We start from the raw sequence: 14,421 nt of genomic DNA on the forward strand, positions 1-14,421 counted from the left end.
ATGAATACAACGTATTCGAGCTTTACCTCCCTAGCGACCTTGTTCATCGCAGAGAGGTCTGAGCAATCCCCAGTCTCTTACGAGCGCGACACGGTTATCACGTGGGGTGATTTCCAGCAGCACGTCGCAACACTTGCTCAGCAGTTAGAAACCCAACCAACGCAAAACATTGCGTTGTGTTTTGGCAACAGCTACCTGTTTGCCGTTGGCTTTTTTGCTTGTAGTTATGCAGGAAAATCCATTGTATTACCTGGTAATTACCAACCAGAAGCACTCAAAGAGCTCAGTGAGCACTACGATTTGTTGCTGCATGATGCCGATGTCTCGGTTCCAGAACTGGTGAGCTCGCTTTTGATCGAAGCTCAATCATTGCTAGAAACCACCGTGATTAACGAGTCAGAGGCCAAACAACCTTATTTTTGGCGTGAATTAAACCTGGCGGAAATACCGGTAACGCTATTCACTTCGGGTTCAAGCGGCACACCAAAAGCCATTGCAAAAACGCTGAAACAGCTCGACATCGAAGTTTCTATTCTAGATAACCTATGGGGCGACACGGTTGCCAGCACACGCGTTGAAAGCACCGTTTCTCATCAACACATTTACGGCTTGCTGTTCCGCGTATTGTGGCCTTTGTGCTCTGCACGTCCATTTTCAGCACACAACCTTGAGTTCCCAGAGCAAATTGTCCATCACGCTGATGCTGACACCACGCTAGTAAGCAGCCCTGCGTTACTAAAACGACTCAGTGAAGAGCACAATCCGGTTGCGATTCGGTGTGTATTTTCTTCTGGTGGCCCCTTGCCAAACCAAGCGGCGCAGCACAGCCAGCAGTTGTTTGGGTCACTTCCTATTGAAGTTTTTGGCAGCACAGAAACCGGCGGCATCGCTTACCGTCAGCAGCACGTAGCCAGCACTCCTTGGACGTTATTCCCTGGTGTTGAAGCCGAGCTTAACCATGAGAATTGTTTAAAGCTCCGCTCGCCACACATTGATGAAAACACTTGGTACCAAACTGCGGATGAATGCTATTTCCATGATAGTATTTCTTTTGAATTGCGTGGACGCACTGACCGAATCGTCAAAGTCGAAGAAAAGCGTATTTCCCTTGTCGAAGTGGAAAAACGTTTAGAGCAATTGCCGTGGGTTCAAGAAAGCGTGGTGATCCCAATGGAAGAATCTGGTCGCCTCACGTTAGTCTCGATCATCGTACTTAACGATAAAGGCAGCGATGTGCTTAATGAACTTGGTAAAGGCAAATTTTGGCTTGAGCTTCGCAAGGCACTGCGCAATTGGCTAGAACCGATCGCTATCCCGAGAAAATTCCGAGTGGTCGACGAAATTCCATTGAACAGCCAAGGCAAACGCCAAGTTGCTGAAATTGAAAAACTATTCCAATAAAGCTAGTAACATGGATAAAAGAAAACCAACCATTCAGAATATTGAAGTGAGTGACCACACCGCGGAGCTTTCGCTGCGTGTGGATGCTGACATCTTAGATTTCCAAGGTCATTTCAGTCACTTTCCTCTTTTACCCGGCGTCACTCAAATTGACTGGGCGTTGTTCTGCGCCGTTCAATATTTGAACACTCCCAAGGTATTTAAAGGAATGGAAGTCATCAAATTTCAAGAGCCGATTCTGCCAAACGCCGACGTTTGTCTCTCACTCTCTTGGGACAATGAGCGCGAGAAATTGACCTTTAAGTACACATCGAAAAACGGTGAAACCTTGGTGACTCACTCTTCAGGCAAAATGAAACTGGGTGAGTCACGTGAGTGATTACCGTCCCTGCTTTTTAATTCCTTGCTACAACCACGGCAGCACAATTGCAGACGTGGTTGCGTCGTTATCCTCTTTCGATTTGCCAGTGCTTGTCGTGGACGACGGCAGCAATGAAGACACCAAACAAGCGCTTTCAGCGTTGAGTGAGCAAGGGCTGATAAAACTGATTAGTTTGAGCGAAAACCAAGGTAAAGGTGGCGCGGTGATGGCTGGCCTACATCAAGCTCACCAACTTGGTTTTACGCACGCCATTCAAATCGACGCAGATGGTCAACACGACCTAGAAGCACTACCAAAATTGCTCAGCGCCAGCGAAACAAAACCAGATAACCTGATTTCTGGCCAACCGATATACGACGCGAGCGTACCTAAAGCCCGTCTGTATGGTCGCTACGCTACGCACATTTGGGTGTGGATAGAAACCTTGTCACTGTCTATCAAAGACAGCATGTGCGGTTTTCGCGCCTACCCAGTGGCGAAAACGGTCGCCGTGTTGAACAAGTACAACATCGGCAAACGCATGGATTTTGATATCGAGATTCTGGTGCGAATGTACTGGGAAGGCGTCGATATTGATTTTGTTCCAACGCGCGTGATCTACCCTGAAGGTGGCATTTCCCACTTCGACGCATTGTGGGATAACGTCAAGATAAGCTGGATGCACACTCGCCTATTTTTTGGCATGTTGCCGCGTATACCCTCGCTACTCGCCAGAAAGCGCCGTCACACAGACGACAGCAATGCCCACTGGTCGAAACGAAAAGAACAAGGCACGATTTTAGGCATCAAAACCTTGCTCGCGGTTTACCGCTTGTTCGGTAGAAAAGCGTTCGACCTGATTTTAAAGCTAGTCATGCGCTACTACCACTTCACGGGTAAATCTGCCCGTGAAGCGTCTGAGGTTTACCTGAACAACTTACAGCACTACGCAGCGCAGCAGAACATCGCACTGCCAAAGCAGTTGGACAGCTATCATCATCTGCTTTCCTTTGGGCGAACCATGCTCGACAAACTGGCTGCCTGGCAAGGTGACTTTAACGTCGATAACCTAACCATTCACGGCCAGCATCATTTCGAAGAGATGGCGCAGAAAAAACAAGGCGTGCTCATTTTAGGCTCGCACCTTGGCAATATCGAACTCTGCCGCGCGCTTGGTCGTCGACACTCTCATGTCAAAATCAACGCCTTGGTATTTACCCAACACGCTGAACAATTTAATGCGGTAATGAAGGCGGTAAACCCAAACTCGGAACTGAATTTGATTCAAGTCAGCTCAATGGGACCAGACACCGCGATTCTGCTTCAACAAAAAATCGAGCAAGGCGAATGGGTGGTGATCGTTGGCGATCGCACTTCTACCAGCAAAGAAAATCGTGTCGTTTGGGCAGATTTTCTTGGTAAACCAGCGCCATTTCCGCAAGGCCCATTCATGCTGGCCTCGGTATTAAAAGCGCCGGTTTATCTACTCTTCGGCCTACGCGACGATGAAGCAAACACTCCGCATTTTAATGTGTACTTTGAACACTTTAGTGACCAAATCACGCTACCGCGCAAGGAACGTCAGCAGGCACTAGAACACGTTGTTCAACAGTACGCACAAAGATTAGAACACCACACACTGCAAGCGCCGTTACAGTGGTACAACTTTTTTAACTTCTGGACTTTAAGTAATCAGCCACATGACAAACAACAATAATCACAACATCACTTTTGGTGCCCAATCTTTAACCATCGAAGATGTCGTTGCCATTGCTCAAGGTGCAAAGGCACACATGAACACCTCGCCAGAATTTACCGCGAAAATTGATCGTGGCGTGGCGTTTCTGGAACGATTACTGAAGGAAGAAGGCGTTATTTACGGCGTGACCACGGGTTACGGCGATTCATGCACTGTGGCGATTCCACCTGCTCTTGTGGATGAACTTCCGTTGCACCTTACGCGCTTCCATGGCTGTGGCTTAGGTCAAATCCTTTCTCATGAGCAAGCTCGTGCGGTGTTGGCGACACGTTTATGTTCATTGTCGCAAGGCGTATCTGGCGTGTCTCACGGTCTGTTGAACCAAATCGTTACGCTTATCAATCACGATATTGCGCCGCGTATTCCACAAGAAGGCTCTGTGGGCGCAAGTGGCGATTTAACGCCTCTGTCTTACCTAGCAGCGACCTTAATTGGCGAGCGTGAAGTGCTTTACAAAGGCGATGTGCGACCAACACAAGAAGTGTTTGCAGAGCTGGGCATTGAGCCAATTCGCCTAAAACCAAAAGAAGGTTTGGCGTTAATGAACGGTACATCCGTGATGACTGCCCTCGCCTGTCTTGCCTACAAACGCGCAGAATACCTAACGCAGCTGTGCACCAAGATTACCGCGATGGTCTCTGTGGGTATGCAAGGTAATGACTTCCACTTTGATGAAGCGTTGTTTGCGGTAAAACCTCATCCTGGTCAACAGCAAGTTGCGGCTTGGCTGCGTGATGATCTCAATGCTGAGCGTCCGCCACGCAATAGCGACCGACTGCAAGATCGTTACTCGCTACGTTGTGCGCCACACGTCATTGGCATGGTGCAAGACTCACTGCCTTGGCTACGTCAATTGATTGAGAATGAACTAAATAGTGCCAACGACAATCCAATCATCGATGGCGACAATGAGCGCGTTCTGCACGGCGGTCACTTCTACGGTGGTCATATCGCAATGGCGATGGATACGTTGAAAGTGAACATTGCCAACTTAGCTGATTTGCTGGATCGTCAGATGGCGCAATTGATGGATTACAAGTTCAATAACGGCCTGCCGTTTAACTTAACCGGTGCAGAAGGCGAGCGTAAACCGATCAACCACGGCTTTAAAGCGGTTCAGATTGGTATCTCAGCTTGGACGGCAGAAGCGTTGAAAAACACCATGCCAGCAAGCGTTTTTTCTCGCTCAACCGAATGTCACAACCAAGACAAAGTGAGCATGGGCACCATCGCGGCTCGTGATTGCTTACGCGTACTTGAGTTAACAGAGCAAGTTGCTGCGGCTTCACTCCTAGCAAGCGTTCAAGCGGTTGAGATTCGTCGCCGTCATAACGAATTGGACGAACACCACATGAGTCAGAGTTTGCGAGTAATTCGTGACGCCGTACTGAGCGAGTTTGAGTTTGTGATTGAAGATCGCCCGTTAGAACAAGATTTGCGTCATTTCATTGAACGCATTCAGCAACGTCATTGGCCACTCTACGTGGAGGTATAATGCAAGAGCAGGTTCTCTACCCATTAGAAGCGGAGGTGACTATGGTCACCTCATTCCAAGATGCTGACCCGATGGGCGTGATTTATCACGGCAACTTCTTTCGATATTTTGAAGAAGCGCGTCGTGTGCTGATGGAGAAGCTCCAATACAGCTATCGCGATATGCAAGACTCTGGGTACATGTGGCCGATCATCGATACGCGCGTTAAATACGTGAAGGCGATTCCGTTTAATCACACCATTCGTATTACCGCGCAACTCACGGAGTGGGAAAACCGCTTACGTGTGGATTACGTGATTTACGACGCCGAAACGAATCAACGTATGTGCAAAGCGCATACAACGCAAGTCGCCGTATCCATTGAAAAGCAAGAGATGTGCTTTGTGTCTCCAGCAGTCTTTTTAGATAAAGTAGAGCAATGGCACAACCATGGGAGCCGGAACTAATGCAAAAGTGGTTACTCTCTTTTTTGTTGATATTTTCTGTTCCAGCACTGGCCACACCGACAGCAAACGTAACGGATTTGGCGTCGCTTCAACAGCAGTTGTCTCAGCATGAAATCGTACGCGGAGATTTTACGCAGCAGCGTCATCTGGAAATGTTTAGTCAACCTTTAACCTCTAAAGGTCAGTTCACACTGAGCAAAACACATGGCTTGTTGTGGCAACAAACAGAACCTTTCGCAGTCAATTTGGTATTGACGGAAAACAAACTTCGTCAGACTTTTGCCGACCAAGCTCCGAAAACGATCTCTGCAGAAGAAAACCCAATGGCGTTCTACTTTAGCCATGTGTTTTTATCCGTGTTCCACGGGGATACTTCTGCACTGCAAGAACAATTCACACTCGATTTTTCAGTTGAGAACAATCATTGGCAGCTCGTTTTAGTGCCCAAACAGTCGCCATTAAATGCGGTGTTTCAATCCATCACTCTTTCCGGTAAAACGCACATTGATCGCCTAACCCTACAAGAGCTGCGCGGCGATAAAACCGAAATCACGTTTACGAACCAGACCTCTCTACCTCAGGAACTCACGGATGCCGAAGACGCTCAATTCCGTTTCTAAACTCAGTCTTGGCACTCACACCTTTGCTCTGGTTTGGCTCAATCTCGTTGTTTTAGCGGGCGCGTTGCTACTCAAACAATGGGTTTGGAGTGCAGAATCTCCGATTGAGACCAACATTTTAAAACTGCTGCCGAAGAACCAACAAAACCCGGTGGCTGAGCAAGCCTTTGAGTCGGTCTCGGCAAGTATGAGCGACAAAGTCATTTTCGTGATCACAGCGCCGGACAAAAATGCCCTTTTTGCAGCGGCCGCTGAATTTGATAAGGGGTTACGCCAAAGTAATCATTTTCGCGATGTGGTAGGAAAAATCTCACCTCAAGAACAGCAAGCTTGGGCGAGTTACTACTTTAAGCACCGCTTCCAATTGCTGACGCCTGAACAACGAGAGCGTTTAAGCCAAAATCCAGAACAGCAAGTGCAGCATGTGATTCAGTCGCTGTACAACCCGTTTTCTGGGGTGACTGGGCAAGAGTTACAAAATGACCCTTTCTTGCTATTTCGTGATTATTTAAGCCAAGTTACCCAGCAATCGTCCTCTTTCCGATTGGATAACGGCTATCTGTCCGTCGAAAAAGGCGATGCTCAATACTTGCTTATTACTGCCGAACTAAAAGACTCGCCTTATAGCCTAACTGGGCAGCTTGCAGTCCCTGATATTCAAGCGCTAGAACAAAGCGTCGCGCAGAAATATGGCGCTGAAGTCGCACATACTGGCGTTCTATTTTACGCCGACTTTGGTACGCAAAGTGCAAAATCGGAGATCAGCACCATCGGTGTATTCTCTCTACTCGGTATCATTGCATTGTTCTTGCTGGTCTTTCGGAGTGTGATGCCGCTGTCTCTGGCACTGCTTTCCATCACCATTGGTTTGCTCGTTGCGTTGTCAGTGACAACGTGGATTTTTGGAAAAGTCCATCTGTTCAGTTTAGTGTTTGGCGCAAGTTTAATCGGCGTGTCTATCGACTACGCATTCCACTACCTAACCGAACGTCTTGCGGCGGGAAATGAATGGGATAGCGAGCAAGGATTAAAGCATATTTTCATAGCTATCACACTTGGCTTAATCACCAGCTTGATCGGCTATTTGGGCATGTTAGTGGCACCGTTTCCTGGTTTGCAGCAGCTTGCTCTGTTTTCATCCATTGGTCTGATTGCCGCTTACGTCACCGTGGTGGCTTGGTATCCGATACTGGCTCGTAACCCATCGCGATCCATTTCGACATTACCGGGACAATCACTGTTGGCGAAATGGTTAACGCTTTGGAATCAACCTCGAATTAAAGTCGGATTGCCGATGTTATGTGTGGTTGCGAGTGGCTTTTTCTTGCTGCAATTGAACTACGATGACGACATTCGTCTACTGCAAACGATGCCGAACGATCTCAAGCAGCAAGAAACCTTGATTACGACGCTTAGTGGCATGCAATCTTCGCAGCAAATGTTGGTCGTTACCGCCGACGATGACGAAAACCTAATGAAAAAGCTGGAGTCTTTGACGCCAACATTAGAAGCGTGGAAAGCGGACAGCACCATCGAAAGCTACCAAAGTCTGAGCCGCTACTTGAGCTCGGTGGAGCGTCAGCAACAAGACTATCAATTGATTCGCGATCTTTACGCGACACAATCCAGCCCACTAGCTTCCGGACTGAGCTTAAGTAAAAAGCCTAAAATGGACGCCGACTTTATCCCTGTCACGGTTGATCAGTACTTGCAAAACCCAGTATCAGCGCCTGTGCGTTTTCTCCATTTGGGTAAGATCAAAGGAAAATCTGCAACGGTAGTGGTGTTAAACCAATTGCAAGACTCCGCCGTTGTTAAGGCATTTGCCAAATCGCAGTCTGATGTTGTTTATCTAAACAAAGCTGAGGAAATATCCGCCCTATTTGGTGAATACCGAATCAAAATCATGGAACTATTGGCAGCCGCCAGTGCTGTGATCTTTCTGGTATTAATCAAGCGGTACGGTCTGCAACACAGTTGGCGAGTTTTACTGCCATCATTGATTGCTTGCGCCTGCGGTCTGGCAACGGCAGTCGCGATGGGAACAACATTAAACCTATTCAACTTGCTTGGCTTGGTGCTCATTCTTGGTATCGGGATCGATTACACTCTGTTCTTTGCCGAGAAAGCCCGCAGCGTGAGCACACTATTGGCGATCACCCTTTCGGCAATAACCACTGTGCTGTCATTTGGGTTGCTATCACTCAGCCAAACTCACGCGATTCACAGTTTCGGCATTACGGTGTTAAGTGGTATTTTTGTTGCTTGGCTGCTCTCTCCGATTGCGATTAAAACAGAGGAAACGACGTCATGATTTTTAACCATGCTTTTCGCTGCGCGACGTTAATCGTACTGAGTCTGTTTTTAAGTGCATGCAGCTTGGTCCCTCACCAATCGACGCCTCTGGTCGACATTGCCGAGCACACCCAAGTTAGCTTGCCCACTCCCGCAAGCTTGGGCTATCAGTTGTCTGCCAGTCAGTTAATTACGGCTTCTTGGGCAATAGATGGTAAAACCACATCTGAGCAACTTCCGGTACAACTGCAAGTGACCAACAACGAAGTGGTGTTGGCAGGCTTTTCATCCTGGGGGACAAGAGTACTCTCACTGTCTTACGATGGAGAACAAATTCAAACCGAAGTGCTCAACGGTTTACAAGGTTCGCTACCGCAGCCAGAACAGGTATTATTTAACCTGATGATCACGCTCTGGCCGAGTTCCGCTTGGGAAGGATCGTTAAATGAGGTAAGGTGGCGAATTATTGATAAAAATAATTCTCGCGCCATCTTTGATAGCGACGGTGAAAAGATCATTGAGATTCAATACAGCTCTTCTAACAAGTTAGAGGGTAAGATTGATTTTCATCACCTCAAACATCAGTTTTCAATTTCTATTCAAACACTGCAACATCAGATTAATTAAGAACAATTTAGAATAACAATATGCCTATTCGCTCTTCTCAACCTTTGTATATTCAGGCCTGTGGCTTTCACTCTGCCATGGGACAAGATGATGCGCTCATCCACCAGTGTTTATCGGGAGCGAAGCCATCCAACATGGTGGTTGACCGAGATATTTTAAATTCAGGCCGCCAAACAGTAATCGGTCGAATCGCACAGACGTTACCGCAATTACCACCCGCACTCAGCCAGTTTGATACGAGAAACAACCGCCTCGCACTTTCGGCTTTGCAGCAAATCGAAGGCGACGTGCGTGACGCCATTGCTAAATATGGTCGTGACCGTATCGCAGTCGTGATCGGCACCAGCACATCTGGCATTTCAGATGGCGAAATCGCATTTGGTGAAAAGCTGGCAAAGGGTAATTTTCCTGCCGACTACCATTACACCAAACAAGAGCTTGGCAACTGCAGCGATTTTATTGCCGCCTACTTTGATTTGAGCGGCCCACATTACTCAGTTTCAACCGCCTGTTCTTCTAGTGGCCGTGTCTTTTTAACCGCGCAACGCCTGATTCGCTCTGGCATTGTTGATGCAGTTATTGTGGGTGGTGTGGATACCATTTGTCGCCTCACACTAAACGGCTTTAACGGTTTAGAAGCTCTATCCGATACCCTTTGTAAGCCGTTTGACCAACATCGCAACGGCATCAATATCGGTGAAACCGCAGCATTAATGTTGCTAAGCAAAACACCTGCGCCCGTTGCTCTTCTCGGAGCTGGCGACAGCTCAGACGCACACCATATTTCCGCACCACATCCAGAAGGGTTAGGCGCAGAAGAAGCGATGAAAAAAGCGTTGGCCAATGCAGGACTTACAGCGCAAGACATTGGTTACATCAACGCGCATGGCACAGCAACGCCGTTAAACGATGCGATGGAAAGCAAAGCCATTCATCGCTGCTTTGGTGACTCCGTTCCCGTAAGCTCGACAAAGCCACTTACCGGACACACATTAGGCGCAGCAAGTGCAACGGAAGCCGCGATCGCTTGGCATATTCTCAAGTACAACCTTGATTTGCCAATACAACACTGCGAAACCAAAGCAGACGATATCCATATATCGTTAGTTGAGACGCCAACCAAACTGGGTAACAAAGCGATTCTCAGCAACTCTTTTGCTTTTGGTGGCAATAATATTAGTCTTATTTTTGGTTACGCTCATGACTAAACTTCCTCCCATCGAACAACTTTTGCCACACGACAAACCAATGATCTTGGTCGATCGTGCTTTGGATGTTCAACAAGATACGATTCACTGCCAGGTTGATATCGCAGAACACAACCCGTTCTTCGACTCGGCCTCTCAAACTGTGCCAGCTTACGTTGGCATTGAGTTTATGGCGCAATCTGTCGCGGCGTGGTCTGGTTACCACGCATTAATGAAAGAACAAGCGCCACCGATTGGCTTTTTGCTTGGTAGCCGTCGATACACGTCTGAATGCGATACGTTTTCTCGCGGACAGGTGCTCGATGTGTATGCTGAAAAAGTTATGGAAGATAACGGTATGGCGGTTTTTTCAGCCCGTATTGAGCTACAAGGAACTGTTGTAGCGACTTGCCAATTGAACGTTTACGTTCCATCAGAAGAAAAATTACAAGAAATGAAAATCAGGAGTCAACAATGACCCGACAAGTCCTCGTTACAGGTGCCAGCAAAGGCATCGGTAAAGCCATTGCCGTTCAATTAGCCAAAGATGGTTTCCAAGTCATTGTCCATTACATGGGCGATCAACAAGGCGCGCAAGACACCCTAAACACCATCGAACAGCATGGTGGTAGCGGTCGTCTTATCCAATTCGACATCAGTGACCGTGCAGATTGTCGTGAGAAGCTAGAAGCCGATATCGCCGAACACGGCGCTTACTATGGCGTAGTAAACAACGCTGGCATCACAAAAGATACCGCTTTCCCTGCGATGACCGAAGAAGAATGGGATGGTGTGATTCATACCAACTTAGACAGCTTCTACAACGTTCTTCACCCTTGTGTTATGCCAATGGTGCAAAAGCGCAAAGGCGGCCGAATTGTTACGCTTGCATCAGTCTCTGGCCTAATGGGGAATCGTGGTCAAACTAACTACAGCGCAGCGAAAGCGGGCGTAATTGGTGCAACAAAATCACTCGCGCTTGAACTGGCAAAACGCAAAATCACCGTCAACTGCGTTGCTCCAGGGCTTATCGACACAGGCATGGTAGACGAACACGTGAAAGAACATGCGATGCCGCAAATTCCTTTGCGCCGCATGGGAGAGCCAGAAGAAGTTGCTGGTTTAGTCAGTTACCTTATGTCTGACATCGCAGGCTATGTAACTCGCCAAGTCATTTCGGTAAACGGAGGCCTAGTATGAGCCATCGAGTTGTTGTAACCGGAATGTCAGGCGTGACTGCGTTTGGTAACGATTGGCAATCTGTCGAACCAAAACTGCGTGACTGCCAGAACGCGACGCAATACATGCCTTCTTACGAACAGTATGATGGTTTGAACACCAAGCTCGCGGCACCAATTTTAGATTTTGAACTGCCAAAGCACTACAAGCGCAAGCAAGTACGCGGCATGGGGCGTGTTTCCAAATTGGCGACCGTCGCAACAGAAAACGCACTGAGCCAAGCAGGTTTGATTGGTAACGACGTACTCACCAATGGTCAAACGGGTATCGCATACGGCTCATCAACAGGCAGTACTGATGCAATCGGTGCATTTGGTGTCATGCTGAATGAGAAAACCACCAAAGCGATCACCGCAACGACTTACGTGCAGATGATGCCGCATACCACAGCAGTGAACGTTGGTCTATTTTTCGGTTTGAAAGGCCGAGTGATCCCAACCAGCAGTGCATGTACCTCTGGCAGCCAAGCAATCGGCTACGCCTACGAAGCGATCAAACATGGCTACCAAACGGTAATGGTTGCTGGTGGCGCTGAAGAATTGTGCCCAACGGAATCCGCTGTCTTCGATACCCTTTTTGCCACCAGTCTGAAGAATGAAGACCCGAAAAGCACACCAAGACCTTATGACTCCGATCGCGATGGTTTGGTGATTGGTGAAGGTGCGGGAACGCTAGTTCTGGAAGAGTACGAACACGCCGTCGCTCGTGGCGCGAAAATCTATGCAGAAATCATCGGTTTTGCCAGCAACTGTGATGCCGCACACGTCACTCAACCACAGATGGAAACCATGCAAATCTGTATGGAAATGGCTTTGCAAAATGCGGGCATTCCTGCTGAGAAGATCGACTATGTATCTGCTCACGGCACTGCCACCGACCGCGGCGATATTGCGGAAAGCAACGCAACAGCGAATGCTCTGGGCAAAGTGCCAATCAGTTCACTCAAGAGCTACTTTGGCCACACACTAGGCGCCTGTGGCGCGATTGAAGCGTGGCTAGGTTTAGAAATGATGCACACAGGCTGGTTCAACCCAACGCTCAACCTAAAAAACCTCGACGAGCAATGTGGTGATTTAGACTACATCGCCGGACAAGGCCGAGAGCTGGACGTGAAATATTTGATGAGTAACAACTTCGCCTTTGGCGGCATCAACACCTCCATCATCTTTAAAAAGATGTAATGCCCTTAGTAAATGCAAAAGCGCTGGTTAACCAGCGCTTTTTTGTTGGTTGCCTATCAGGTTCATATATCACGCTGTAACGGCAAACAAGACATTACCATTCCGCGATACAAAGGCGACTTTTAACACCACGAATTTGTAATCCCATCGCTTCAAAGACATGCTCAAAATCTTGACAAGATGCAGGCACATTAGGTAGCGACAATGAAGCCTCGGTAAAAAACGTCCGACTCAAATTATCCGTCTCTCCCCAAGCTAACTGCCACCAATCCAAAATTCGCGGCTTGGATGCGTTTAATCGATAGCTAGCAGGAATACGATCACGCTTGTTTAGGTTTTCAACCTTAGATGTTGGTAGTAAGTTCCACTTATCATTGTTGGGCCAATAAGCAAATGGCAAACAGTGATCAACGTGATACTCATTTCGTAATTTGCTTCCACTCCATACACTGACAATGTCGCAATGGCTGAGCTTCAACTGTTCAATTCTCTTTCGCACGACTCGCGTATCATGGTCTTTATCAATCCAGACCAAACAATCATGATACGTTTGCAGTGGAATACCCCGCTCTTGATTAGACCGAAATCGTTGCATTTCCATAATCCATTGGTTGACCACCAGCGGCTCAATCCAAGAGTTATACAATCGAAAACAATCCCAAAGGCTTTCATCCAACACAAACAGCCCATAACCTTCGAGGAACTCGCTATCCACAACAATTGAACGTTTTGGCTTCTTAGCTGAACGAATCATTTCAAAGTAAGGGTTTGATTTATCACCTTGATAGGTAAAAGTGACGGGACCATCTTTTATGGTTTTTAAGCTGTCTTTTATCGCTTTATCAAGCGCCACTGCATCTTCACCAAAAAATGTCGTGCCTATAGCAAGATCATCAGGACTTAAATGGGAAAGTCTGCCCCAGCCATCGGGCTTTATAAAACCTAGCCCTTTAGACGAGTTCGAGCCTTGCTGGATGTTCTCTTTATCGATTAAACGCTTAAATTGACGAATCCAATATAAGCCAACTAATCCTAATGGGATTGCAACTTTACCTTCGCTGCGATCAACCACTGCACCAGAATGAGCGTCTGCAATACGTAGTAAAGTACGTAGTAGTGCGAGCTTATAGGTAGCCGATTTGGAATCATTGACGATAATGTGGCGAACCTTATTCAGATCACCGGAACCATCATCAGGCAAAGACATCACTACAGTTTGCCAAGATACACCCGTTCGCTTTAACTGATCGTCATCGAGAGATACGTTTCTCACCATTAAAGCGCTATTCTTTGCAAACTTTTCGAGCTCTTCAACCGATACGGGATAAGCTTTACGACCGTCAGAAAAGTCACCGTGACGAAGGCTAATCACCAATCGACCATTAGGCGCTAACAAATTTGCAAGTTTGCGAAATGCACGTTCACGGTGCGTAGGCGCAAGATGCATCCATACCGCACTGACAAGAATTAAATCGAAGCGAAAGCCAAGATTAATGGTTTTCTCAAGCTTAGGTAATGCATCTTCAAGCCAAGTAACGGAATCGCCACAGTAAGACTTACCAAGCCTTAGAAGTGCTTGAGCAGGCTCGATCGCAACAACTTCACACCCATGCTCAGCCATCCATTTCGCGTCTCGACCAGAGCCCGCGCCAACATCTAACACACGATCTCCAGCCTGGGGCCAGAAGACTCTCCAACTCGCGTGGACATCCTCAAACTGGATCGATGTGTATTGCTTCGCGAAAGAGTCGGCGTGTCGGTCATAAAAGTTAGAAGTGGCAGGCATAAAGGTTAACGAAAGGTAATTAAT

The 14,421-nt window shown here is 47.6% G+C and carries 13 protein-coding genes; 12 read left to right on the plus strand and 1 reads right to left on the minus strand.

The genetic code is table 11. The features are described from left to right. From R8N49_RS12570 to R8N49_RS12625, 12 genes are read left to right on the plus strand one after another with little or no spacing between them, the layout of a single operon-like run. Entirely contained in the window at positions 1–1,401 is a 1,401-nt protein-coding gene (locus R8N49_RS12570; RefSeq protein ID WP_186584415.1) for an AMP-binding protein, read from the plus strand. A 10-nt stretch (positions 1,402–1,411) separates the two neighbouring features. Then, positions 1,412–1,780: a 3-hydroxyacyl-ACP dehydratase gene (locus tag R8N49_RS12575; RefSeq protein WP_132936503.1), complete on the plus strand. Its 369-nt coding sequence runs from the start codon at positions 1,412–1,414 to the stop codon at positions 1,778–1,780. Further along, positions 1,773–3,479 carry a glycosyltransferase family 2 protein gene (locus R8N49_RS12580; protein ID WP_165935336.1) on the plus strand — a complete coding sequence of 569 codons (1,707 nt, stop codon included), beginning with the start codon at positions 1,773–1,775 and terminating at the stop codon, positions 3,477–3,479. The genes R8N49_RS12575 and R8N49_RS12580 overlap by 8 nt, the downstream gene beginning before the upstream one ends. Beyond that, positions 3,463–5,016: an HAL/PAL/TAL family ammonia-lyase gene (locus tag R8N49_RS12585; RefSeq protein WP_064376293.1), complete on the plus strand. Its 1,554-nt coding sequence runs from the start codon at positions 3,463–3,465 to the stop codon at positions 5,014–5,016. The genes R8N49_RS12580 and R8N49_RS12585 overlap by 17 nt, the downstream gene beginning before the upstream one ends. Further along, on the plus strand, positions 5,016–5,462 hold the full coding sequence (locus R8N49_RS12590) for an acyl-CoA thioesterase (RefSeq protein WP_064376294.1): 447 nt from the start codon (positions 5,016–5,018) through the stop codon (positions 5,460–5,462). The genes R8N49_RS12585 and R8N49_RS12590 overlap by 1 nt, the downstream gene beginning before the upstream one ends. After that, a complete protein-coding gene (locus tag R8N49_RS12595) occupies positions 5,462–6,082 on the plus strand; it encodes a LolA family protein (RefSeq protein WP_064376295.1) in 621 nt (206 codons plus the stop codon). The genes R8N49_RS12590 and R8N49_RS12595 overlap by 1 nt, the downstream gene beginning before the upstream one ends. Beyond that, on the plus strand, positions 6,054–8,396 hold the full coding sequence (locus tag R8N49_RS12600) for an MMPL family transporter (RefSeq protein WP_064376296.1): 2,343 nt from the start codon (positions 6,054–6,056) through the stop codon (positions 8,394–8,396). Before R8N49_RS12595 ends, R8N49_RS12600 begins: the two co-directional genes overlap by 29 nt. Beyond that, complete coding sequence (locus R8N49_RS12605; RefSeq protein WP_054578010.1) at positions 8,393–9,004, plus strand: DUF3261 domain-containing protein; 612 nt, start codon at positions 8,393–8,395, stop codon at positions 9,002–9,004. Before R8N49_RS12600 ends, R8N49_RS12605 begins: the two co-directional genes overlap by 4 nt. Positions 9,005–9,024: 20 nt before the next feature. Then, positions 9,025–10,212, plus strand: a complete 1,188-nt coding sequence (locus R8N49_RS12610; protein ID WP_054578011.1) for a beta-ketoacyl-[acyl-carrier-protein] synthase family protein — start codon at positions 9,025–9,027, stop codon at positions 10,210–10,212. Next, positions 10,205–10,669 carry a hotdog family protein gene (locus R8N49_RS12615; RefSeq protein WP_017634799.1) on the plus strand — a complete coding sequence of 155 codons (465 nt, stop codon included), beginning with the start codon at positions 10,205–10,207 and terminating at the stop codon, positions 10,667–10,669. Before R8N49_RS12610 ends, R8N49_RS12615 begins: the two co-directional genes overlap by 8 nt. After that, entirely contained in the window at positions 10,666–11,391 is a 726-nt protein-coding gene (fabG, locus tag R8N49_RS12620) for a 3-oxoacyl-ACP reductase FabG (RefSeq protein WP_005388326.1), read from the plus strand. The genes R8N49_RS12615 and fabG overlap by 4 nt, the downstream gene beginning before the upstream one ends. Further along, the gene (locus R8N49_RS12625) at positions 11,388–12,611 is read left to right on the plus strand and encodes a beta-ketoacyl-ACP synthase (RefSeq protein WP_042523982.1); all 1,224 of its coding nucleotides are present in this window, start codon (positions 11,388–11,390) and stop codon (positions 12,609–12,611) included. Before fabG ends, R8N49_RS12625 begins: the two co-directional genes overlap by 4 nt. 94 nt (positions 12,612–12,705) lie before the next feature. On the opposite strand, the gene R8N49_RS12630 is transcribed toward R8N49_RS12625, so the two are convergent. Next, positions 12,706–14,397 (minus strand): class I SAM-dependent methyltransferase, encoded by a 1,692-nt coding sequence (locus R8N49_RS12630; RefSeq protein ID WP_132936501.1) that lies wholly within the window; start codon positions 14,395–14,397, stop codon positions 12,706–12,708. Positions 14,398–14,421: the final 24 nt, after the last annotated feature.

The organism is Vibrio sp. 1978 (assembly GCF_033344345.1).